Genomic DNA, 25,262 nt, shown 5'->3' on the forward strand with positions numbered 1-25,262 from the left:
TTTCTTATAATTTATGAGGTAAAAATGGATAATTTGGTTCTTCGTATACGGTGTCGTATAATTGCTCAAGCGTAGGGAATGGAGACTCTTCAGCGAATTTTTCACATTCTGCTACTAATTCAACCACTCGTTGGTCAATCGCTTCGATTTCTGCTTCAGTTGCATAACCTTCCGCTTTGATGATATCTAACACTTGAATAATCGGGTCAATTTTTTTATACTCTTCTACCTCTTCTTTGGTTCTGTATAACTGAGCATCCGACATGGAGTGACCTCTATAACGGTAAGTTTTCATTTCTAAAAACGTTGGCCCATCACCACGACGTGCTCTATCAATAGCTTCATGCATAGCTTCAGCTACTTTTACTGGGTTCATCCCATCTACAGGACCACAAGGCATTTCATATCCTAACCCTAATTTCCAAATATCAGTATGGTTTGCTGTACGTTCTACCGAAGTACCCATAGCATATCCATTATTCTCAACGATAAAAACTACTGGCAATTTCCAGTTCATTGCCATGTTGAATGCTTCGTGTAATGAACCTTGACGTGCTGCACCATCTCCAAAATAAGTTAAGGTAACACCACCCGTTTCAAAATATTTGTCAGCAAAAGCAATACCAGCTCCCACAGGAATCTGAGCACCTACGATCCCGTGACCTCCGTAGAAACCATGTTCTTTATCGAAAATGTGCATCGAACCTCCCATACCTTTAGAAGTACCTGTTACTTTTCCTAATAATTCAGCCATTACTCTTTTAGGGTCAGTCCCCATACCGATAGGCTGTACGTGATTACGATAAGCGGTAATCATTTTATCTTTAGACAAGTCCATAGCATGTAAAGCCCCAGCTAAAACTGCTTCTTGTCCATTATATAAATGTAAAAATCCTCTAACTTTTTGTTGAATATACAAGGCAGCCAGTTTATCTTCAAACTTTCTCCAAAACTGCATGTCTTCATACCACTTAAGGTAGACTTCTTTTGTAATTGGTTTCATACGTAGCTTATATTTGCTTTATTAATTATACCTTAACGACTTAAGGCATAAAAATTCTCTATATAAATACATTAAAAAAGGGCAAACCCACTTCAATGCGTTGCAAAAGTAAAACTTTCCAAGTAAGTACTAAAATTTAAAACGTAATTTTTGACCTATAAAAAGTTTTTATCAAAGGTTAATGGCAATAAATTTTGAATAGAATCTGATTTATACACCTCACCCGTTTCACCCATAAAATAAATTTCTATTCCAGAATCCTGTTTAAATTCATATTCAAAAACCGACTGACGACAAGCTCCACAAGGTGGGATAGGCTTATCTGTAACCGTAGTAGTCGAACCCGCTGTAATTGCCATTTTTAAAATTTTAGCGTTGGGATACTTAGCTCCAGCATAAAAAATAGCCACGCGTTCTGCACATAATCCAGAAGGATAAGCCGCATTTTCTTGGTTAGAGCCAATTATAATTTCATTATTATCCAACAATAAAGCTACTCCAACTTTAAATTTTGAATAAGGCGCATAAGCATCTAATCGGGCTTGCACCGCTTTTTCCATCAACGTTTTAGCCACATCCTGCAACTCCGTAATTCCATCAAAAACTGTCAGTTGCGTGTCAATTTTAATCTCTCTCATCTTCTTGTGTTAAGGGGAAAAAAAATCCAAATCTCATTTTACTGAAATTTGGATTCACAATTAATAAATATTTTTTTTAATACTGATCGTAATCATCACCAAAATTGATAGTCAATGAAAAACGAAGTGTGTTTTCTAATGGATTTTTTACTTTCGACATTGAGAACAAATACGAAACATCTAATTTCAATGAAGTATATTTGAAACCTGCACCTAAAGTTGCATATTTTCTAGCTTCTTTAGTCTCACTTTCATTAAAATACCCTCCACGAATTGAAAACGAATCTTGGTAGGAATACTCTAAGCCCGCAGCCCAAGTAGTTTCTCTTAACTCCTCACTAAATCCACCTGGTGCATCACCAAAAGATTTAAACACTCCAGAAGCCCAACCGATACCTCTATAATCCGCAGCCGCTTGAGTTCTTTCATTCGAATCAATTACTCCATCTCCGTTTAAATCTTTAATTGCAGGAGTTGGAACCAAAAGCTTGTTAAATTCTAACGAAGTACTTAACTTATTATAGTCATCAAAAATAAAATCGAAACCACCTCCTAATTTCAAATTAGATGGTAAAAAATTCGAACTATTTTCAACATTTTTATCGTATGAAATTTTAGGTCCTAAATTCTGAATATTAAAGCCACCTTTCCAGCGACCATTGAAAGAATTATAAGCAACCTCTGCAGATTCATAATAACCAGCCACATCCACTGCAAAAGTATTTGCAGCCGTTGCATCAACATTTCCTGTCCCTAATCTTAAATTAGAACGAATATAACGTCCTGCAACTGCCATCGAGAACTTATCGCTCAATTGCAAAGCATAAGAACCATCAATTGCCATTTCATTTGGCTTAGCAATTCCATTAGAATTTCCACTAATATCACGCAATTCAATTTCACCTAAACCGAAGTAACGCATACTTAAGGCAAAAGCACTTCTTTCATTGTAACGATTAAAATAATTTAATTGTGCTAAATTGATATCATTTACTAAAGCCGTTAAATAAGGCGTATAACTAAACCCAACACCTTGCTTTTTTAACGAAAAGGCATATTTAGCAGGGTTATATTGTTGCGAATAAGCGTCTGGTGAAGTAGCTACCCCCATATCACCCATACCTGCTGCTCTAGCATCCGCCGCAATCATCAAGAAGGGTACAGCCGTAGTTATCGGAGTTTCTTCGGTTTGTGCAAAAGCATTTACCCCTACAAATAAACTCAAAAATGCAATACTAATTTTTTTCATTTCGTTATAATAAAAAGTCCACAAATATAATTTCTTTTCTTAAAGAATCACTAATTTTTCAAATTTTTCAGCTTTTTTATCTGACAAGGTTGATTTTACAGTCAATTTATATATATAAACCCCCTTACCTATAGCATCCCCAAAATCATCTTTACCATCCCACACTATATCTCTAGACCTAAAGCCCGTATTAAGAATAGTAGTGTTTTTCTGCCAAACTAATCTACCTGTAACAGTCATTACTTGCACTATAACTTCCAAAGGTTCATTGGCTTTATTGTGATTGAACCAAAATTCGGTATAATTAACAAAAGGATTCGGGTAGTTAAGCACATTCGTTAATTCTAGCTCTGAATTATCAATGACTACAAATGATAACTCAGAAGTAACCAAATTATTATACACATCCCAAGCTTTGAACACCAAAGTATGCATTCCCGGTGCTAAATTCCTGAATTGAAACTTAACAACTCCATTGCTAAAATCATCTTTTTGTGTATTGTAATAATCATTCAAAACAATTGGTTTGGTCTCATTCCCATCAAGATAGGCAATTATATCATGTCCGATACCACTAGCCGTATTAATTCCATTTTGATCACTGAGTTCCGCAATCAAAATTGGATTTTGATTCACAATACCACCAGACACAAACGTTTTATCATTTAAAAAAAGCTTAACCACAGGAGGGGTTTTATCCACAGGTGCATTAGCATTGACACCACCTATTTTAACACTTAATTCAGCCCCCGTTCTATCTCTCAAACTCCCTGTTTCTTTCGCATATAAACTAATTTTTCCAGCACCCACTGGAATCATAATATCTTTTGGTAATACAAAATTTATTTCAAAAACACCATTTTTAACAGTAGCATTCCCTCTAAAAATAGTTTCTCCTAGAGTTTTAAATTTCATCAAAAATGAATCGCCATCATTACCTAAAGTTGTTTTATCCATAAACTTATCATATATATTTACAAACAACTCACCGTTAAAACCAGAAAGCAACGCCCCATTTTCATCTACAACTTCCCCCGTCATTTTCACCTTCCCTAATGCCTCAAGAGCACCTGAAAAGTCTTTTAAAAGAACATCATTAATCTTTGTTATTTTTATTTCAGGATCTGCAATGGCTAAATGCATTGCTGGATCCCCTATAAAACTAACTAAATACACTCCTGGATCCATTGATTCCGCTTTTGTTCTTCGTACAGCTTCAGCAATCGACATTTTAGAATTACCATCATAAGCAAACAAATATTTAGCAAGATCCGTATTAAACCCTTCTCCATTTGCCTGACCTATTTGTCTGGTAGTAGTTACTAATGCAATAGGTCCTCCCGTAGGATTCTGAAATGCCACCTCTCCTCCTGTTTCTGCAAGCGGATTATCAAATCGAGTAAATTCGCAAGTAACAGTAACAAACAGAGGGTATTTATACCTATTATAGATAGCTTTAGCATCTGCCAATTCAAACATACGTTCAGCCGAAAGACCAATTTCACCGCCATGCCCCAAATAATCAACCACAAGAGCTCCTTGTTCAAAAGCAGTTAAAAATTCCTCTTTTGCTTTTGGATACTTTTGCCCTCCAGAAGTAATTTCTTGCTTATACGCATCTAAAAATATTTTTTTAGAATTAAAAAAAGGTTTATTCGTTGTAATTTCATCTGACATTGCATTTAAATTTTGCTCTAAAGTAGCGTCAGAAGATTTATCAATATCATCTGCTAAAAAAACAATATTATTTCTCCATTTCCCCATAGCATTTTCACTATGATACTCTATAATTTTATCAACCATCTGTTGGGCTTGAAGCAAATTACTTACTAAAATGCGTCCAACAGCTACATCAGCACCTTGGTTACCTATTACTAAATCCCCTTCGTTAGCATCAAGCATTCCAAAAAAATCATCAGAAACATAAGTGCCCGCTAAAGAACTACTATTTAAAGACTGAAAAACTGGAACTATATTCGTATTATTCTTGATACGATCTTTGTAATCAAATGATGCATCACCAAATAAACACAAGTATTTAAGTTTAGCACCATTCGGATTATTTTCATAAATATATTTAACAAAATTCCTAATAGCACTAATATCTTGTTTCCCTGAAGAGAATTCCTGATATATTTTATCTAACGAAACTACTTTGACATTTAGTTTTGAATAATTCCTATGAAAATCAGCCAATCGTTCCGCTTGACTTTGCAAATTAGCAGGACAAACCACCAAATAATCCAAAGCTGTTAGTTTGTTTTGATTATCTAAAAAGATCTGACCTTTCAAATCCTGGTTAGCCACTACGGTTGAATTATCGAACTTAGGCTCATAAAAATCAGTATTTTCAACTAAAACAAATTCGTTTACTTGCAACCCTGGCACTTTAAATGAAAAATTACTCTCATTTGCTTTTCGAATGGTTTTCACCTCCGAAAGCTCAGTAACATCCCAAAATTGAGCTACAGTAGAAACATTTGTAAAATCTAATTGGCATACCCCATTTTTTTCCAAGATTTGCTTAACCCTAAAAGAATATTGTTTACCATAGCCTTTTAAAAAAGATTTCCCTTGAACTGCTAAATAATCCAAATAACATTTAGCATTTGGATTCCCTCCATTCTTATAAATTAATGAAACAGCTAAATTATCAGATACGGCGGTTATTTTATTAACACTTGAAAATCCTTCTACATATTTAATAGCACTATTAGTAATCGATGAATAATTGACATTAGAAACTAAAGTCCCATATACATTTACATTTAAATTTGAAAAGGTACTACTTACTGTAGCAGAATTAAGTTGTAAAGAAATAGTTTGAGTCAAATCTAAATTAGGCAACGTTAAGACAAAATCATTACTAGCCTTTAATGACAAATCTTCACCAAACCATTTACGTCCTAAAGCCCCCACATTAAGCTTATCAACTTCATAGAAAGCATAGGAATCATAGGTATTAAAATTAGCAATTGCAACCTCTGTGGGCTGAACAAAATCTTGAATTCTCTTACCTAAATCAGCGCTAGATGTAACATAGTAATATGCCTTATCCGCATATAAATTTCTATGCGTCAAATTTTCAGGACTCCAATTTTCGATTCCTTCACAATACATCAAAATATAATCCGTATCATCAAATACACCATCAGATTCTCCAACAAATTGAATGGCTAATTCAGGCAAATCGTAAAACTTATTTTGACTATTTTTAAGTGGCAACATTTTACCACCGTAACTAAAAACTTTAAGCGTTCTAGGATCAACATTAACATTAACCCCTATTTGCTTTAAAAAACTTTTAGTCAATTTATATACTCCTGATTTTTCGACATAAAAACGACGCCAATCACCACTAGAAAGAACCGATTTCAAAGGACCTCCAACCAATTTTTGAGTCCTATTTTCGTCAAAAGTTTTCGTTTTAAAGGTATAGTCAAAAGAAACTATTTTCAAATAGCGACTACCCTCTTGATATACAGGATTAAACGAAAGATAAACATTATGTAAATCTCCAAAATAAACATTTGACAGATTAAAATGCGGATCGGATTTTTTATTAGATTTTTCTAAATTTAAAAATTCATTTTCAGAAATCTCAATCGTATTCAAATTTGAAATTTCCAAGCTTGTCGTATCAGCAAAAACATTATCACTCACTTTCTTGCCGTAGACTAAACTATTTGAAGCATCAGCATAATATAAATTAGTATCTACAAATTGTGAATTATTTAAAACTATTCCGTAATCATCTTTTACACTAACTAATTTCCAATTTAAAAGTATATGACCTTTGTTTTGCGAAAAACAAAACAAATTGAAGACCAAAAAACTTAAGGTAAAAATTTTTCTCATACACTCAAAAAAACGTAAATTAGTAAAAAATATTGTTTCCTAAAAAGAGTTTAGCAAACAATAAATTGCAAATTAAAGCGTTATTAGATTATATTTGTAGAATATTTTCACATTTTTAAAATAAATCACCAACTAGTGTTGCTGTTTAATTGTTAATTATTATATTGCGACACATAAATAATTACCTACTGATAGTATGAAAGTAAACAAAACGATGACGGTAAGAGCGCTTTTATCTGCGATGGTGCTTTTAGGTTTTACTACAAGTTGTAGTAAAAAGTCAAGCACAAAGAACACTTCGGCTGCTACTGGATGGAAAATCAACGACCCTAACGGTGGTTTCCAGTACAACTCAAACTTTACCAAACAAGAAACAGGCCCTGGTTTAGTATTAGTTGAAGGTGGAACGTTTACAATGGGAAAAATCCAAGATGACGTAATGCATGACTGGAACAATACTCCTTCCCAACAACATGTGCAATCATTCTACATGGATGAAACTGAGGTAACCAATATTATGTATATGGAATACCTAGATTGGATCAAAAGAGTATTCCCCCCTACAGAAGAAAATTACAAACACATATATGATGGTGCTTTACCAGACACTTTAGTTTGGAGAAATCGCCTTGGATATAACGAAACGATGACTAACAACTATTTACGTCATCCTGCTTACTCACAGTATCCAGTAGTTGGTGTTAACTGGTTACAAGCAACAGAATTTGCAAAGTGGAGAACAAATCGCGTTAATGAGTCATTATTAGAGCGTGAAGGATATATGAAAAAAGGTGCTAAATTAGTAGACGTTGATGGCAACAACAACTTCGACACAGAAGCTTATTTAGTTTCCCCTTCTACCTCATTTGGCGGAAATGAAGAAATCATCCTTCAAAAACAACCTGGCAGATCAGCAGGGAGATCCTCAGCTAAGAAAAGCAAAAAAGCAGACGCTGCTACTGACGCTACAGCAAGTGCAGATGGAGGACCTAAAAATGTTTATGCACAAAAAACATCAGGATTATTATTACCTGAATACAGACTTCCAACTGAAGCTGAATGGGAATATGCTGCCGCTGCTGACGTAGGAACTAGAGAATTCAATACCTATAGAGGTCAGAAAAAATACCCTTGGAAAGGACAATACACTCGTTCTGGAAACAGAGTAACTCGTGGTGACCAATTGGCTAACTTCAAACAAGGAAAAGGAGACTACGGAGGAATTGCTGGATGGTCTGACGATAATGCAGACATCACTGCTCCAGTTAAATCATACAAACCAAATGATTTCGGATTATATGATATGGCAGGTAACGTAGCGGAATGGGTACAAGATGTTTACCGTCCTATCGTTGATGACGAAGCTAATGACTTCAACTATTTCCGTGGTAACGTATATACAAAAAACCAAATTGATAAGGAAGGTAAAATTGTATTCGTAACTTCAGAAACCATCAAATACGACACCTTAAGCAATGGTAAAGTAGTAGCTAGAACTAAACCAGGAGAAATAGCTCAAGTTCCAGTTGATGAAAATGAAACTTATTTAAGACAAAACTTCTCTCAAAGCAACAACATTGGCTTTAGAGATGGAGACAAACAATCTTCAAGATTCTTTAGTTCCGGTAGTGATGAAGACGGCGGTAATTTAAAAGACAAAAAGAGAATGTACGATTCTCCAATCCATAAAGTTGCAGCAGATAGCACTGGAAAAATTGATCGTAAATTTGATAAATCTGACAAACGCACTACTTTAGTAGGTGACAACGTAAGAGTATACAAAGGAGGTTCATGGAAAGACAGAGCTTATTGGTTAGACCCTGCTTCTAGAAGATATTTAAATCAAGATATCGCTACAGATTACATCGGTTTCCGTTGTGCTATGTCTAGAGTAGGTCCAAAATCAGACTTCAAGAAAACACCTAGAAATAGAAAATAAAAAATTCATACTTTCAACTTAAAATCCCGCTTTTGCGGGATTTTATTTTTTATTACCTTCGTCTTATGAGAATAGAAGAATTATACCAATGTTTTTTACAATGTGACGGCATAACTACCGACACAAGAAAGATAACTCCAAACAGCTTCTTTTTTGCATTAAAAGGAGATAATTTCAATGCTAACGAATTTGCTCAAGAAGCCTTAAATAAAGGCGCACTCTTTGCCGTTATTGATGAAAAAAAATACTTAACCGACGAAAATAAAATGTTTCTTGTTAACAATGTCTTACAAACATTACAAGAACTTGCTAATTACCATCGCAATCAATTAGGACTTCCCGTAATTGCACTCACAGGCAGCAACGGAAAAACAACTACTAAGGAATTAATAAACGTAGTGCTTTCTAAAAAGTACAAAACGATTGCTACAATAGGTAACCTAAACAATCACATTGGTGTTCCATTAACGTTACTTTCTATCAAAGAAGACACGGATATCGCTATCGTTGAAATGGGTGCTAATCATCAAAAAGAAATTGAATTATTGTGTGCCATCGCCGAACCTGATTTTGGTTACATCACTAATTTTGGCAAAGCACACTTAGAAGGTTTTGGAGGCATCGAAGGAGTTATCAAAGGCAAAAGCGAAATGTACGACTATCTTATCCAGAATCATAAAACCATTTTCATCAACGCTGACGACCCTATACAGCTTACTAAAACTTCAACAGCCAATCGATACAGTTTCAGCACAAACATAGAGAATAAACCAAATGTTTATATCTCAAACTGCTCAGCAAATCCTTTAGCAACCATAAACTACAACAATACGAGCATAAATTCACACCTTATCGGCATTTACAACGCTAATAATATCAATGCAGCGATTACCATCGGGAAATATTTCAACGTTGCTGATTCTGAAATTAAGGATGCCATCGAAAATTATATCCCAAACAACAATCGCTCGCAACTTATCGAAAAAAACAGCAATAAAATCATCTTAGATGCTTATAATGCCAACCCAAGTAGCATGGCTGCCGCTCTAACCAATTTCCAACAACTAGACGGCTCTAAAATCGCTTTTTTAGGTGATATGTTCGAGCTTGGTAACGAAAGCTTAGACGAGCACAAAAAAATTATAGAAAGCATCGTTAACACAACAAATATCCAATTCTATTTTATAGGCAAAGATTTTTATACCTCCAAAATCGAACAGCCACACCTCAATTATTTCGAATCGTATGAAGATTTCCTAAATCACATATTAGACCCCATTACAAACAAAACCATCCTCATCAAAGGTTCAAGAGGTATGGCACTCGAAAGAATACTAGAAAAACTTTAAACCAATACATTTCATACGGAATCCTCAAATTAGTTTTGAGGATTTTTTTTTGGGCGTGCCCCGCCTCAAACAAAACTTTCGTCAGCCTTTGGCGTGAGTTTCCTCTTTCGGCGGGTCGCGTGCTTCGCGCTACACGGTAGCTTGCTACGCCCGCTCACGCGTGATTTAAAACTTGCTTATCAACTTTCGATAGAACTGGCTAACATCTTTCAAAATACAACAAACAAACTTTACGCATATACAAAATTGGCAAAATGGCACGAAAAAGTAAGTCAATCAAATTTTAAATCATTCAATACAATATCAAGAACAATAACAAATCATTATAAAACAATACTAAATTACTTTGACAACAGAAGTACCAATGCTTCAGCCGAATCTTTTAATGCAAAAATAAAGGCTTTTAGAAGTAAATTTAGAGGCGTAAGAAACATAGAATTCTTTCTTTTTAGACTTACAAATTTATATGCCTAATTTATCAAATCCACAGGTTTTGGACTTGATCCGTGATTTCGGTTTGATAGCACAAATGCGTATAAAACAAAAAACCCTTCATCGTTTCGGATGAAGGGTTTCTAAAGAAAGGCAGCGACCTACTCTCCCACAGGATGCAGTACCATCGGCGCAGGCGGGCTTAACTTCTCTGTTCGAAATGGGAAGAGGTGAGCCCCGCCGCAATAACCACCTTAAGGTTTTGGTTTGGGGTTTCAAGTTTTATTTGTTTCAAGTTAGACAACTTGGAACTTTAAACTTGGAACTTCAAACGCAGCTTTGCTGCTATATTTTAACATATTGAGATAAATATTCAATTTGGAAAGAATTTTACGAGCCCCCTGAGGTTCTCCGCCTCGGCGGGGTTAGGGGGCTCTACAATAAGCTTACGGGTTATTAGTACTACTTGACTGTGACATTACTGCCTTTACATCTATAGCCTATCAACGTGGTCATCTTCCACGACCCTTAAAAGAAATCTCATCTTGTGGTGGGTTTCGCGCTTATATGCTTTCAGCGCTTATCCCTTCCCAACGTAGCTACTCTGCGGTGCTCCTGGCGGAACAACAGATACACCAGCGGTTGGTCCAACTCGGTCCTCTCGTACTAGAGTCAGATCCACTCAAATTTCTAACGCCCACAGTAGATAGAGACCGAACTGTCTCACGACGTTCTGAACCCAGCTCGCGTGCCACTTTAATGGGCGAACAGCCCAACCCTTGGGACCTTCTCCAGCCCCAGGATGTGACGAGCCGACATCGAGGTGCCAAACCCCCCCGTCGATATGAGCTCTTGGGGGAGATCAGCCTGTTATCCCCGGCGTACCTTTTATCCTTTGAGCGATGGCCCTTCCATGCGGAACCACCGGATCACTATGCTCTACTTTCGTACCTGATCGACCTGTATGTCTCTCAGTCAAGCTCCCTTATGCCATTGCACTCTACGCACGGTTACCAAGCGTGCTGAGGGAACCTTTAGAAGCCTCCGTTACTCTTTTGGAGGCGACCACCCCAGTCAAACTACCCACCAAGCAATGTCCCCACCAAGGGCGGGTTAGATCTCAGATAAGCAAAGGGTGGTATTTCAACAATGACTCCACAACGCCTGGCGACGCCATTTCATAGTCTCCCACCTATCCTACACATCACTTATCCAAGACCAATACTAAGCTATAGTAAAGGTGCACAGGGTCTTTTCGTCCCACTGCGGGTAATCGGCATCTTCACCGATACTACAATTTCACCGAGCTCATGGCTGAGACAGTGTCCAGATCGTTACACCATTCGTGCAGGTCGGAACTTACCCGACAAGGAATTTCGCTACCTTAGGACCGTTATAGTTACGGCCGCCGTTTACTGGGGCTTCAATTCAATGCTTCTCCGAAGATAACATCTCCTCTTAACCTTCCAGCACCGGGCAGGTGTCAGGCCCTATACTTCATCTTACGATTTTGCAGAGCCCTGTGTTTTTGATAAACAGTCGCCTGGACCTTTTCACTGCGGCCAGCTTGCGCTGGCGACCTTTCTCCCGAAGTTACAGGTCTATTTTGCCTAATTCCTTAGCCATGAATCTCTCGAGCGCCTTAGGATACTCTCCTCAACTACCTGTGTCGGTTTACGGTACGGGTACTTATAATCTAAGTTTAGAAGGTTTTCTTGGCAGCCTTTAGGTACACTATCCCATTGTCCGAAGACTCCGAGTACTATCGCATTTCACCAGTCCCAGCGGATTTGCCTACCGGGCCTATAGCTATGTGCTTTAACGAACTATTCCGTCAGTTCGCGGTACTTTCACCACTGCGTCACTCCATCACAATTATAAGTAGTACGGGAATATTAACCCGTTGGCCATCGACTGTTCCTTTCGGATTCGCCTTAGGACCCGACTAACCCGCAGCTGATTAGCATAGCTGCGGAAACCTTAGTTTTGCGGCGGGGGTGTTTCTCGCACCCCTTATCGTTACTTATGCCTACATTTTCTTTTCTAACCTCTCCAGCATCCCTCACGAGACACCTTCAGCGATGTTAGAATGCTCCCCTACCACTTGTACAGTGTACAAATCCATAGCTTCGGTAGTATGCTTATGCCCGATTATTATCCATGCTCGATCGCTCGACTAGTGAGCTGTTACGCACTCTTTAAATGAATGGCTGCTTCCAAGCCAACATCCTAGCTGTCGATGCAATCAAACCGCGTTTGATCAACTTAGCATACATTTGGGGACCTTAGCTGATGGTCTGGGTTCTTTCCCTCTCGGACTTGGACCTTAGCACCCAAGCCCTCACTGCTGTGTATATTATATAGCATTCGGAGTTTGTCAGGAATTGGTAGGCGGTGAAGCCCCCGCATCCAATCAGTAGCTCTACCTCTATATAACTAGACCACAGCGCTGCACCTAAATGCATTTCGGGGAGTACGAGCTATTTCCGAGTTTGATTGGCCTTTCACCCCTACCCACAGATCATCCCAAGACTTTTCAACGTCAACGGGTTCGGACCTCCACTATGTGTTACCACAGCTTCATCCTGTCCATGGGTAGATCACACGGTTTCGCGTCTACCACTACTGACTCAGCGTATAAATACGCTTTCAATCCCGAGGATTGAATCTCGCCCTATTCAGACTCGCTTTCGCTACGGATCCGTGACTTAATCACTTAACCTTGCCAGCAACGGTAACTCGTAGGCTCATTATGCAAAAGGCACGCCGTCACAGCTTATGCTGCTCCGACCGCTTGTAGGCGTATGGTTTCAGGTTCTATTTCACTCCGTTATTCACGGTTCTTTTCACCTTTCCTTCACAGTACTGGTTCACTATCGGTCTCTCAGGAGTATTTAGCCTTAGCGGATGGTCCCGCTAGATTCAGACAGGGTTTCACGTGCCCCGCCCTACTCAGGATACCACTATTCTTTATATTCCTTACTTATACGGGACTATCACCCTCTTTGGTCAACCTTTCCAGGTTATTCTAATTCAGTTTACAAGAAATATTGTGGTCCTACAACCCCAGCATTGCCGTAACAACACTGGTTTGGGCTACTGCGCTTTCGCTCGCCACTACTCACGCAATCACTTTTGTTTTCTTCTCCTCCGCCTACTTAGATGTTTCAGTTCAGCGGGTTCGCCTCCTATCGGATACTATGTCTTCAACATAGTGGGTTGCCCCATTCGGATATCTGCGGATCATCTTGTATGTGCCAATCCCCGCAGCTTTTCGCAGCTTATCACGTCCTTCTTCGCCTCTGAGAGCCTAGGCATCCCCCATACGCCCTTATTTTGCTTATTGTTTTCTTTTTTTTAGTGATTAGCTCTAAGTAATTAGTGACTAGTCCTAAGACTAATTACTATTCACTCTTTACTAATTACTAAAGTGTTCTTTCTACTTGTTTGTATGTTTATCTCAATATGTCAATGAACTTTACTCAATTTGAAGATTTTAAGATTCGTTAATTTGAAAATGATAATCATTTTCAAATTCTCAAATCAATTCATTTTCAAATCAATTTGGTGGAGAATATCGGAGTCGAACCGATGACCTCCTGCGTGCAAGGCAGGCGCTCTAGCCAGCTGAGCTAATCCCCCGTTTTCAGTTGGCAGTGTTCAGTTTTCAGTTTTCAGTAACTTTACCTTACATCCAAATGAGTAACGTGATTTGTCAACTCTAGAATTTCCTTTTATCTTAAAATTTTTACTTCTTAAATCTCAAATCTAATATCTTAAATCTGAAATCATTTAAAAAGTAGTCCCGGGCAGACTCGAACTGCCGACCCCTACATTATCAGTGTAGTACTCTAACCAGCTGAGCTACGAGACTCTGTATTTTAAGCTTTTTTTGTTTTGAACTAACAGCGAGAGTAAGATTTAATTAAAAAATTGGAATTAAAAATTAAATTTAATTTCGAATCTTTAATTTTTAATTAAAATCAGCTTCTTTTTTTGTCTCTAGAAAGGAGGTGTTCCAGCCGCACCTTCCGGTACGGCTACCTTGTTACGACTTAGCCCTAGTTACCAGTTTTACCCTAGGCAGCTCCTTGCGGTCACCGACTTCAGGTACCCCCAGCTTCCATGGCTTGACGGGCGGTGTGTACAAGGCCCGGGAACGTATTCACCGCAGCATGGCTGATCTGCGATTACTAGCGAATCCAGCTTCACGGAGTCGAGTTGCAGACTCCGATCCGAACTGAGAACGGTTTTATAGATTCGCTCCTACTTGCGTAGTGGCTGCTCTCTGTACCGTCCATTGTAGCACGTGTGTAGCCCAAGGCGTAAGGGCCGTGATGATTTGACGTCATCCCCACCTTCCTCACGGTTTGCACCGGCAGTCTTGCTAGAGTTCCCGACATGACTCGCTGGCAACTAGCAACAGGGGTTGCGCTCGTTATAGGACTTAACCTGACACCTCACGGCACGAGCTGACGACAACCATGCAGCACCTTGAAAAACGTCCGAAGAAAGATCTGTTTCCAAATCTGTCGTTTCCCATTTAAGCCTTGGTAAGGTTCCTCGCGTATCATCGAATTAAACCACATGCTCCTCCGCTTGTGCGGGCCCCCGTCAATTCCTTTGAGTTTCACTCTTGCGAGCGTACTCCCCAGGTGGGATACTTATCACTTTCGCTTAGCCACTCAGATTGCTCCAAACAGCTAGTATCCATCGTTTACGGCGTGGACTACCAGGGTATCTAATCCTGTTCGCTCCCCACGCTTTCGTCCATCAGCGTCAATATACTCGTAGTAACCTGCCTTCGCAATTGGTATTCCATGTAATCTCTAAGCATTTCACCGCTACACTACATATTCTAGTTACTTCCAAGTAATTCAAGTCTTACAGTATCAATGGCCGTTTGATCGTTGAGCGACCAGATTTCACCACTGACTTATAAAACCGCCTACGGACCCTTTAAACCCAATGATTCCGGATAACGCTTGGATCCTCCGTATTACCGCGGCTGCTGGCACGGAGTTAGCCGATCCTTATTCTTACAGTACCGTCAAGCTCCCTCACGAGGGAGTGTTTCTTCCTGTACAAAAGCAGTTTACAATCCATAGGACCGTCATCCTGCACGCGGCATGGCTGGTTCAGACTTGCGTCCATTGACCAATATTCCTCACTGCTGCCTCCCGTAGGAGTCTGGTCCGTGTCTCAGTACCAGTGTGGGGGATCTCCCTCTCAGGACCCCTACCCATCGTTGCCTTGGTGTGCCGTTACCACACCAACTAGCTAATGGGACGCATGCTCATCTTGTACCGTTGGAACTTTAATAATCAGAAGATGCCTTCCGAAGATACTATGGGGTATTAATCCAAATTTCTCTGGGCTATCCCCCTGTACAAGGTAGATTGCATACGCGTTACGCACCCGTGCGCCGGTCTCAAAGGAGCAAGCTCCTTCTACCCCTCGACTTGCATGTGTTAAGCCTGCCGCTAGCGTTCATCCTGAGCCAGGATCAAACTCTTCATCGTATGTTTTTTATAGCTTTTCAGCTAAATGTTGTGGACAAAGAAGGCTAGGTTTTCTTACTCTCTTAAATTTTATTTGTTTTAATATTCCTATTAAAACGTGCTGTCAATCCAATATGTCTATGAACTTTTTATTTACTTTTTTTTCGCTTTTGACTTATCGTCTTAGCGGGCGCAAAGGTAGTGTTTCTTTTAGCATTTCCAAGTGTTTTTTTACTTTTTTTTTCAAAAATTTAAAAACTCTGGATTTCAATAGTAAAAGGAACGTACTTGCTTTGCTGAGATAAAAAATCCCCTGAGTTGCAGGGGAATTTTATGTTAGATTCCAATATATTTTTGGAATAAAGAAAGGCAGCGACCTACTCTCCCACAGGATGCAGTACCATCGGCGCAGGCGGGCTTAACTTCTCTGTTCGAAATGGGAAGAGGTGAGCCCCGCCGCAATAACCACCTTAAGGTTTTGGTTTGGGGTTTCAAGTTTTATTTGTTTCAAGTTAGACAACTTGGAACTTTAAACTTGGAACTTCAAACGCAGCTTTGCTGCTATATTTTAACATATTGAGATAAATATTCAATTTGGAAAGAATTTTACGAGCCCCCTGAGGTTCCCCGCCTCGGCGGGGTTAGGGGGCTCTTACAATAAGCTTACGGGTTATTAGTACTACTTGACTGTGACATTACTGCCTTTACATCTATAGCCTATCAACGTGGTCATCTTCCACGACCCTTAAAAGAAATCTCATCTTGTGGTGGGTTTCGCGCTTATATGCTTTCAGCGCTTATCCCTTCCCAACGTAGCTACTCTGCGGTGCTCCTGGCGGAACAACAGATACACCAGCGGTTGGTCCAACTCGGTCCTCTCGTACTAGAGTCAGATCCACTCAAATTTCTAACGCCCACAGTAGATAGAGACCGAACTGTCTCACGACGTTCTGAACCCAGCTCGCGTGCCACTTTAATGGGCGAACAGCCCAACCCTTGGGACCTTCTCCAGCCCCAGGATGTGACGAGCCGACATCGAGGTGCCAAACCCCCCCGTCGATATGAGCTCTTGGGGGAGATCAGCCTGTTATCCCCGGCGTACCTTTTATCCTTTGAGCGATGGCCCTTCCATGCGGAACCACCGGATCACTATGCTCTACTTTCGTACCTGATCGACCTGTATGTCTCTCAGTCAAGCTCCCTTATGCCATTGCACTCTACGCACGGTTACCAAGCGTGCTGAGGGAACCTTTAGAAGCCTCCGTTACTCTTTTGGAGGCGACCACCCCAGTCAAACTACCCACCAAGCAATGTCCCCACCAAGGGCGGGTTAGATCTCAGATAAGCAAAGGGTGGTATTTCAACAATGACTCCACAACGCCTGGCGACGCCATTTCATAGTCTCCCACCTATCCTACACATCACTTATCCAAGACCAATACTAAGCTATAGTAAAGGTGCACAGGGTCTTTTCGTCCCACTGCGGGTAATCGGCATCTTCACCGATACTACAATTTCACCGAGCTCATGGCTGAGACAGTGTCCAGATCGTTACACCATTCGTGCAGGTCGGAACTTACCCGACAAGGAATTTCGCTACCTTAGGACCGTTATAGTTACGGCCGCCGTTTACTGGGGCTTCAATTCAATGCTTCTCCGAAGATAACATCTCCTCTTAACCTTCCAGCACCGGGCAGGTGTCAGGCCCTATACTTCATCTTACGATTTTGCAGAGCCCTGTGTTTTTGATAAACAGTCGCCTGGACCTTTTCACTGCGGCCAGCTTGCGCTGGCGACCTTTCTCCCGAAGTTACAGGTCTATTTTGCCTAATTCCTTAGCCATGAATCTCTCGAGCGCCTTAGGATACTCTCCTCAACTACCTGTGTCGGTTTACGGTACGGGTACTTATAATCTAAGTTTAGAAGGTTTTCTTGGCAGCCTTTAGGTACACTATCCCATTGTCCGAAGACTCCGAGTACTATCGCATTTCACCAGTCCCAGCGGATTTGCCTACCGGGCCTATAGCTATGTGCTTTAACGAACTATTCCGTCAGTTCGCGGTACTTTCACCACTGCGTCACTCCATCACAATTATAAGTAGTACGGGAATATTAACCCGTTGGCCATCGACTGTTCCTTTCGGATTCGCCTTAGGACCCGACTAACCCGCAGCTGATTAGCATAGCTGCGGAAACCTTAGTTTTGCGGCGGGGGTGTTTCTCGCACCCCTTATCGTTACTTATGCCTACATTTTCTTTTCTAACCTCTCCAGCATCCCTCACGAGACACCTTCAGCGATGTTAGAATGCTCCCCTACCACTTGTACAGTGTACAAATCCATAGCTTCGGTAGTATGCTTATGCCCGATTATTATCCATGCTCGATCGCTCGACTAGTGAGCTGTTACGCACTCTTTAAATGAATGGCTGCTTCCAAGCCAACATCCTAGCTGTCGATGCAATCAAACCGCGTTTGATCAACTTAGCATACATTTGGGGACCTTAGCTGATGGTCTGGGTTCTTTCCCTCTCGGACTTGGACCTTAGCACCCAAGCCCTCACTGCTGTGTATATTATATAGCATTCGGAGTTTGTCAGGAATTGGTAGGCGGTGAAGCCCCCGCATCCAATCAGTAGCTCTACCTCTATATAACTAGACCACAGCGCTGCACCTAAATGCATTTCGGGGAGTACGAGCTATTTCCGAGTTTGATTGGCCTTTCACCCCTACCCACAGATCATCCCAAGACTTTTCAACGTCAACGGGTTCGGACCTCCACTATGTGTTACCACAGCTTCATCCTGTCCATGGGTAGATCACACGGTTTCGCGTCTACCACTACTGACTCAGCGTATAAATACGCTTTCAATCCCGAGGATTGAATCTCGCCCTATTCAGACTCGCTTTCGCTACGGATCCGTGACTTAATCACTTAACCTTGCCAGCAACGGTAACTCGTAGGCTCATTATGCAAAAGGCACGCCGTCACAACTTATGCTGCTCCGACCGCTTGTAGGCGTATGGTTTCAGGTTCTATTTCACTCCGTTATTCACGGTTCTTTTCACCTTTCCTTCACAGTACTGGTTCACTATCGGTCTCTCAGGAGTATTTAGCCTTAGCGGATGGTCCCGCTAGATTCAGACAGGGTTTCACGTGCCCCGCCCTACTCAGGATACCACTATTCTTTATATTCCTTACTTATACGGGACTATCACCCTCTTTGGTCAACCTTTCCAGGTTATTCTAATTCAGTTTACAAGAAATATTGTGGTCCTACAACCCCAGCATTGCCGTAACAACACTGGTTTGGGCTACTGCGCTTTCGCTCGCCACTACTCACGCAATCACTTTTGTTTTCTTCTCCTCCGCCTACTTAGATGTTTCAGTTCAGCGGGTTCGCCTCCTATCGGATACTATGTCTTCAACATAGTGGGTTGCCCCATTCGGATATCTGCGGATCATCTTGTATGTGCCAATCCCCGCAGCTTTTCGCAGCTTATCACGTCCTTCTTCGCCTCTGAGAGCCTAGGCATCCCCCATACGCCCTTATTTTGCTTATTGTTTTCTTTTTTTTAGTGATTAGCTCTAAGTAATTAGTGACTAGTCCTAAGACTAATTACTATTCACTCTTTACTAATTACTAAAGTGTTCTTTCTACTTGTTTGTATGTTTATCTCAATATGTCAATGAACTTTACTCAATTTGAAGATTTTAAGATTCGTTAATTTGAAAATGATAATCATTTTCAAATTCTCAAATCAATTCATTTTCAAATCAATTTGGTGGAGAATATCGGAGTCGAACCGATGACCTCCTGCGTGCAAGGCAGGCGCTCTAGCCAGCTGAGCTAATCCCCCGTTTTCAGTTGGCAGTGTTCAGTTTTCAGTTTTCAGTAACTTTACCTTACATCCAAATGAGTAACGTGATTTGTCAACTCTAGAATTTCCATTTATCTTAAAATTTTTACTTCTTAAATCTCAAATCTAATATCTTAAATCTGAAATCATTTAAAAAGTAGTCCCGGGCAGACTCGAACTGCCGACCCCTACATTATCAGTGTAGTACTCTAACCAGCTGAGCTACGAGACTCTGTATTTTAAGCTTTTTTTGTTTTGAACTAACAGCGAGAGTAAGATTCTAATTTCAGAATTTAGAATTCAGATTTTAGAATAGTCTAGTTTCTTTTTTTGTCTCTAGAAAGGAGGTGTTCCAGCCGCACCTTCCGGTACGGCTACCTTGTTACGACTTAGCCCTAGTTACCAGTTTTACCCTAGGCAGCTCCTTGCGGTCACCGACTTCAGGTACCCCCAGCTTCCATGGCTTGACGGGCGGTGTGTACAAGGCCCGGGAACGTATTCACCGCAGCATGGCTGATCTGCGATTACTAGCGAATCCAGCTTCACGGAGTCGAGTTGCAGACTCCGATCCGAACTGAGAACGGTTTTATAGATTCGCTCCTACTTGCGTAGTGGCTGCTCTCTGTACCGTCCATTGTAGCACGTGTGTAGCCCAAGGCGTAAGGGCCGTGATGATTTGACGTCATCCCCACCTTCCTCACGGTTTGCACCGGCAGTCTTGCTAGAGTTCCCGACATGACTCGCTGGCAACTAGCAACAGGGGTTGCGCTCGTTATAGGACTTAACCTGACACCTCACGGCACGAGCTGACGACAACCATGCAGCACCTTGAAAAACGTCCGAAGAAAGATCTGTTTCCAAATCTGTCGTTTCCCATTTAAGCCTTGGTAAGGTTCCTCGCGTATCATCGAATTAAACCACATGCTCCTCCGCTTGTGCGGGCCCCCGTCAATTCCTTTGAGTTTCACTCTTGCGAGCGTACTCCCCAGGTGGGATACTTATCACTTTCGCTTAGCCACTCAGATTGCTCCAAACAGCTAGTATCCATCGTTTACGGCGTGGACTACCAGGGTATCTAATCCTGTTCGCTCCCCACGCTTTCGTCCATCAGCGTCAATATACTCGTAGTAACCTGCCTTCGCAATTGGTATTCCATGTAATCTCTAAGCATTTCACCGCTACACTACATATTCTAGTTACTTCCAAGTAATTCAAGTCTTACAGTATCAATGGCCGTTTGATCGTTGAGCGACCAGATTTCACCACTGACTTATAAAACCGCCTACGGACCCTTTAAACCCAATGATTCCGGATAACGCTTGGATCCTCCGTATTACCGCGGCTGCTGGCACGGAGTTAGCCGATCCTTATTCTTACAGTACCGTCAAGCTCCCTCACGAGGGAGTGTTTCTTCCTGTACAAAAGCAGTTTACAATCCATAGGACCGTCATCCTGCACGCGGCATGGCTGGTTCAGACTTGCGTCCATTGACCAATATTCCTCACTGCTGCCTCCCGTAGGAGTCTGGTCCGTGTCTCAGTACCAGTGTGGGGGATCTCCCTCTCAGGACCCCTACCCATCGTTGCCTTGGTGTGCCGTTACCACACCAACTAGCTAATGGGACGCATGCTCATCTTGTACCGTTGGAACTTTAATAATCAGAAGATGCCTTCCGAAGATACTATGGGGTATTAATCCAAATTTCTCTGGGCTATCCCCCTGTACAAGGTAGATTGCATACGCGTTACGCACCCGTGCGCCGGTCTCAAAGGAGCAAGCTCCTTCTACCCCTCGACTTGCATGTGTTAAGCCTGCCGCTAGCGTTCATCCTGAGCCAGGATCAAACTCTTCATCGTATGTTTTTTATAGCTTTTCAGCTAAATGTTGTGGACAAAGAAGGCTAGGTTTTCTTACTCTCTTAAATTTTATTTGTTTTAATATTCCTATTAAAACGTGCTGTCAATCCAATATGTCTATGAACTTTTTATTTACTTTTTTTTCGCTTTTGACTTATCGTCTTAGCGGGCGCAAAGGTAGTGTTTCTTTTAGCATTTCCAAGTGTTTTTTTACTTTTTTTTTCAAAAATTTAAAAACTCTGGATTTCAATAGTAAAAGGAACGTACTTGCTTTGCTGAGATAAAAAATCCCCTGAGTTGCAGGGGAATTTTATGTTAGATTCCAATATATTTTTGGAATAAAGAAAGGCAGCGACCTACTCTCCCACAGGATGCAGTACCATCGGCGCAGGCGGGCTTAACTTCTCTGTTCGAAATGGGAAGAGGTGAGCCCCGCCGCAATAACCACCTTAAGGTTTTGGTTTGGGGTTTCAAGTTTTATTTGTTTCAAGTTAGACAACTTGGAACTTTAAACTTGGAACTTCAAACGCAGCTTTGCTGCTATATTTTAACATATTGAGATAAATATTCAATTTGGAAAGAATTTTACGAGCCCCCTGAGGTTCCCCGCCTCGGCGGGGTTAGGGGGCTCTTACAATAAGCTTACGGGTTATTAGTACTACTTGACTGTGACATTACTGCCTTTACATCTATAGCCTATCAACGTGGTCATCTTCCACGACCCTTAAAAGAAATCTCATCTTGTGGTGGGTTTCGCGCTTATATGCTTTCAGCGCTTATCCCTTCCCAACGTAGCTACTCTGCGGTGCTCCTGGCGGAACAACAGATACACCAGCGGTTGGTCCAACTCGGTCCTCTCGTACTAGAGTCAGATCCACTCAAATTTCTAACGCCCACAGTAGATAGAGACCGAACTGTCTCACGACGTTCTGAACCCAGCTCGCGTGCCACTTTAATGGGCGAACAGCCCAACCCTTGGGACCTTCTCCAGCCCCAGGATGTGACGAGCCGACATCGAGGTGCCAAACCCCCCCGTCGATATGAGCTCTTGGGGGAGATCAGCCTGTTATCCCCGGCGTACCTTTTATCCTTTGAGCGATGGCCCTTCCATGCGGAACCACCGGATCACTATGCTCTACTTTCGTACCTGATCGACCTGTATGTCTCTCAGTCAAGCTCCCTTATGCCATTGCACTCTACGCACGGTTACCAAGCGTGCTGAGGGAACCTTTAGAAGCCTCCGTTACTCTTTTGGAGGCGACCACCCCAGTCAAACTACCCACCAAGCAATGTCCCCGCCAGGGGCGGGTTAGATCTCAGATAAGCAAAGGGTGGTATTTCAACAATGACTCCACAACGCCTGGCGACGCCATTTCATAGTCTCCCACCTATCCTACACATCACTTATCCAAGACCAATACTAAGCTATAGTAAAGGTGCACAGGGTCTTTTCGTCCCACTGCGGGTAATCGGCATCTTCACCGATACTACAATTTCACCGAGCTCATGGCTGAGACAGTGTCCAGATCGTTACACCATTCGTGCAGGTCGGAACTTACCCGACAAGGAATTTCGCTACCTTAGGACCGTTATAGTTACGGCCGCCGTTTACTGGGGCTTCAATTCAATGCTTCTCCGAAGATAACATCTCCTCTTAACCTTCCAGCACCGGGCAGGTGTCAGGCCCTATACTTCATCTTACGATTTTGCAGAGCCCTGTGTTTTTGATAAACAGTCGCCTGGACCTTTTCACTGCGGCCAGCTTGCGCTGGCGACCTTTCTCCCGAAGTTACAGGTCTATTTTGCCTAATTCCTTAGCCATGAATCTCTCGAGCGCCTTAGGATACTCTCCTCAACTACCTGTGTCGGTTTACGGTACGGGTACTTATAATCTAAGTTTAGAAGGTTTTCTTGGCAGCCTTTAGGTACACTATCCCATTGTCCGAAGACTCCGAGTACTATCGCATTTCACCAGTCCCAGCGGATTTGCCTACCGGGCCTATAGCTATGTGCTTTAACGAACTATTCCGTCAGTTCGCGGTACTTTCACCACTGCGTCACTCCATCACAATTATAAGTAGTACGGGAATATTAACCCGTTGGCCATCGACTGTTCCTTTCGGATTCGCCTTAGGACCCGACTAACCCGCAGCTGATTAGCATAGCTGCGGAAACCTTAGTTTTGCGGCGGGGGTGTTTCTCGCACCCCTTATCGTTACTTATGCCTACATTTTCTTTTCTAACCTCTCCAGCATCCCTCACGAGACACCTTCAGCGATGTTAGAATGCTCCCCTACCACTTGTACAGTGTACAAATCCATAGCTTCGGTAGTATGCTTATGCCCGATTATTATCCATGCTCGATCGCTCGACTAGTGAGCTGTTACGCACTCTTTAAATGAATGGCTGCTTCCAAGCCAACATCCTAGCTGTCGATGCAATCAAACCGCGTTTGATCAACTTAGCATACATTTGGGGACCTTAGCTGATGGTCTGGGTTCTTTCCCTCTCGGACTTGGACCTTAGCACCCAAGCCCTCACTGCTGTGTATATTATATAGCATTCGGAGTTTGTCAGGAATTGGTAGGCGGTGAAGCCCCCGCATCCAATCAGTAGCTCTACCTCTATATAACTAGACCACAGCGCTGCACCTAAATGCATTTCGGGGAGTACGAGCTATTTCCGAGTTTGATTGGCCTTTCACCCCTACCCACAGATCATCCCAAGACTTTTCAACGTCAACGGGTTCGGACCTCCACTATGTGTTACCACAGCTTCATCCTGTCCATGGGTAGATCACACGGTTTCGCGTCTACCACTACTGACTCAAGCGCCCTATTCAGACTCGCTTTCGCTACGGATCCGTGACTTAATCACTTAACCTTGCCAGCAACGGTAACTCGTAGGCTCATTATGCAAAAGGCACGCCGTCACAGCTTATGCTGCTCCGACCGCTTGTAGGCGTATGGTTTCAGGTTCTATTTCACTCCGTTATTCACGGTTCTTTTCACCTTTCCTTCACAGTACTGGTTCACTATCGGTCTCTCAGGAGTATTTAGCCTTAGCGGATGGTCCCGCCAGATTCAGACAGGGTTTCACGTGCCCCGCCCTACTCAGGATACCACTATTCTTTATATTCCTTACTTATACGGGACTATCACCCTCTTTGGTCAACCTTTCCAGGTTATTCTAATTCAGTTTACAAGAAATATCGTGGTCCTACAACCCCAGCATTGCCGTAACAACACTGGTTTGGGCTACTGCGCTTTCGCTCGCCACTACTCACGCAATCACTTTTGTTTTCTTCTCCTCCGCCTACTTAGATGTTTCAGTTCAGCGGGTTCGCCTCCTATCGGATACTATGTCTTCAACATAGTGGGTTGCCCCATTCGGATATCTGCGGATCATCTTGTATGTGCCAATCCCCGCAGCTTTTCGCAGCTTATCACGTCCTTCTTCGCCTCTGAGAGCCTAGGCATCCCCCATACGCCCTTATTTTGCTTATTGTTTTCTTTTTTTTAGTGATTAGCTCTAAGTAATTAGTGACTAGTCCTAAGACTAATTACTATTCACTCTTT

At 41.8% G+C, this 25,262-nt stretch carries 7 protein-coding genes, 4 tRNA genes and 8 rRNA genes; 3 read left to right on the plus strand and 16 right to left on the minus strand.

The window, feature by feature from the left end; genetic code table 11:
* Positions 1–4: 4 nt before the first annotated feature.
* From pdhA to porU, 4 genes are all read right to left on the minus strand, one after another.
* The gene (gene pdhA / locus ACQY29_RS00920; RefSeq protein ID WP_428223404.1) at positions 5–1,003 is read right to left on the minus strand and encodes a pyruvate dehydrogenase (acetyl-transferring) E1 component subunit alpha; all 999 of its coding nucleotides are present in this window, start codon (positions 1,001–1,003) and stop codon (positions 5–7) included.
* A 155-nt stretch (positions 1,004–1,158) separates the two neighbouring features.
* Entirely contained in the window at positions 1,159–1,641 is a 483-nt protein-coding gene (gene cdd, locus ACQY29_RS00925; RefSeq protein ID WP_428223405.1) for a cytidine deaminase, read from the minus strand.
* 76 nt (positions 1,642–1,717) lie between these two features.
* Positions 1,718–2,890: a type IX secretion system outer membrane channel protein PorV gene (gene porV, locus ACQY29_RS00930; RefSeq protein WP_428223406.1), complete on the minus strand. Its 1,173-nt coding sequence runs from the start codon at positions 2,888–2,890 to the stop codon at positions 1,718–1,720.
* A gap of 39 nt (positions 2,891–2,929) precedes the next feature.
* The gene (porU, locus tag ACQY29_RS00935; RefSeq protein WP_428223407.1) at positions 2,930–6,748 is read right to left on the minus strand and encodes a type IX secretion system sortase PorU; all 3,819 of its coding nucleotides are present in this window, start codon (positions 6,746–6,748) and stop codon (positions 2,930–2,932) included.
* A 196-nt stretch (positions 6,749–6,944) separates the two neighbouring features.
* On the opposite strand from porU, the gene gldJ reads away from it, so the two are divergent.
* From gldJ to ACQY29_RS00950, 3 genes are all read left to right on the plus strand, one after another.
* Positions 6,945–8,687, plus strand: a complete 1,743-nt coding sequence (gldJ, locus tag ACQY29_RS00940; RefSeq protein ID WP_428223408.1) for a gliding motility lipoprotein GldJ — start codon at positions 6,945–6,947, stop codon at positions 8,685–8,687.
* Positions 8,688–8,752: 65 nt separating this feature from the next.
* Positions 8,753–10,036, plus strand: a complete 1,284-nt coding sequence (locus ACQY29_RS00945) for a UDP-N-acetylmuramoyl-tripeptide--D-alanyl-D-alanine ligase (RefSeq protein WP_428223409.1) — start codon at positions 8,753–8,755, stop codon at positions 10,034–10,036.
* A gap of 93 nt (positions 10,037–10,129) precedes the next feature.
* Complete coding sequence (locus ACQY29_RS00950; RefSeq protein ID WP_428223410.1) at positions 10,130–10,510, plus strand: transposase; 381 nt, start codon at positions 10,130–10,132, stop codon at positions 10,508–10,510.
* A 106-nt stretch (positions 10,511–10,616) separates the two neighbouring features.
* Here the strand turns inward: ACQY29_RS00950 and rrf (ACQY29_RS00955) are convergent.
* The 12 genes from rrf (ACQY29_RS00955) to ACQY29_RS01010 form a co-directional block, all read right to left on the minus strand.
* A 5S ribosomal RNA gene (rrf, locus tag ACQY29_RS00955) occupies positions 10,617–10,725 on the minus strand.
* Positions 10,726–10,904: 179 nt separating this feature from the next.
* A 23S ribosomal RNA gene (locus tag ACQY29_RS00960) occupies positions 10,905–13,814 on the minus strand.
* A gap of 219 nt (positions 13,815–14,033) precedes the next feature.
* Positions 14,034–14,110 (minus strand) — tRNA-Ala (locus ACQY29_RS00965).
* 158 nt (positions 14,111–14,268) lie between these two features.
* Positions 14,269–14,342, minus strand: a tRNA-Ile gene (locus ACQY29_RS00970).
* Between the two features lie 132 nt (positions 14,343–14,474).
* Positions 14,475–15,990, minus strand: a 16S ribosomal RNA gene (locus ACQY29_RS00975).
* A 343-nt stretch (positions 15,991–16,333) separates the two neighbouring features.
* Positions 16,334–16,442: ribosomal RNA gene (gene rrf, locus ACQY29_RS00980) — 5S ribosomal RNA — on the minus strand.
* 180 nt (positions 16,443–16,622) lie between these two features.
* Positions 16,623–19,532, minus strand: a 23S ribosomal RNA gene (locus ACQY29_RS00985).
* Positions 19,533–19,751: 219 nt separating this feature from the next.
* Positions 19,752–19,828 (minus strand) — tRNA-Ala (locus ACQY29_RS00990).
* Positions 19,829–19,986: 158 nt separating this feature from the next.
* Positions 19,987–20,060: transfer RNA gene (locus ACQY29_RS00995), tRNA-Ile, on the minus strand.
* A 108-nt stretch (positions 20,061–20,168) separates the two neighbouring features.
* Positions 20,169–21,684, minus strand: a 16S ribosomal RNA gene (locus ACQY29_RS01000).
* Between the two features lie 343 nt (positions 21,685–22,027).
* A 5S ribosomal RNA gene (gene rrf, locus ACQY29_RS01005) occupies positions 22,028–22,136 on the minus strand.
* 180 nt (positions 22,137–22,316) lie between these two features.
* Positions 22,317–25,191, minus strand: a 23S ribosomal RNA gene (locus tag ACQY29_RS01010).
* The 16S, 23S and 5S rRNA genes sit together here with 4 tRNA genes alongside, the layout of an rRNA operon.
* Positions 25,192–25,262 lie beyond the last annotated feature (71 nt).

The organism is Flavobacterium sp., assembly GCF_965262375.1.
GTDB lineage: Bacteria > Bacteroidota > Bacteroidia > Flavobacteriales > Flavobacteriaceae > Flavobacterium.

What these genes read in the sequence shown, in the direction of transcription:
- pdhA (WP_428223404.1), bottom strand. Translation starts at nt 1,003, where the DNA reads ATGAAACCAATTACAAAAGAAGTCTACCTTAAGTGGTATGAAGACATG.
- cdd (WP_428223405.1), bottom strand. Translation starts at nt 1,641, where the DNA reads ATGAGAGAGATTAAAATTGACACGCAACTGACAGTTTTTGATGGAATT.
- porV (WP_428223406.1), bottom strand. Translation starts at nt 2,890, where the DNA reads ATGAAAAAAATTAGTATTGCATTTTTGAGTTTATTTGTAGGGGTAAAT.
- porU (WP_428223407.1), bottom strand. Translation starts at nt 6,748, where the DNA reads ATGAGAAAAATTTTTACCTTAAGTTTTTTGGTCTTCAATTTGTTTTGT.
- gldJ (WP_428223408.1), top strand. Translation starts at nt 6,945, where the DNA reads ATGAAAGTAAACAAAACGATGACGGTAAGAGCGCTTTTATCTGCGATG.
- ACQY29_RS00945 (WP_428223409.1), top strand. Translation starts at nt 8,753, where the DNA reads ATGAGAATAGAAGAATTATACCAATGTTTTTTACAATGTGACGGCATA.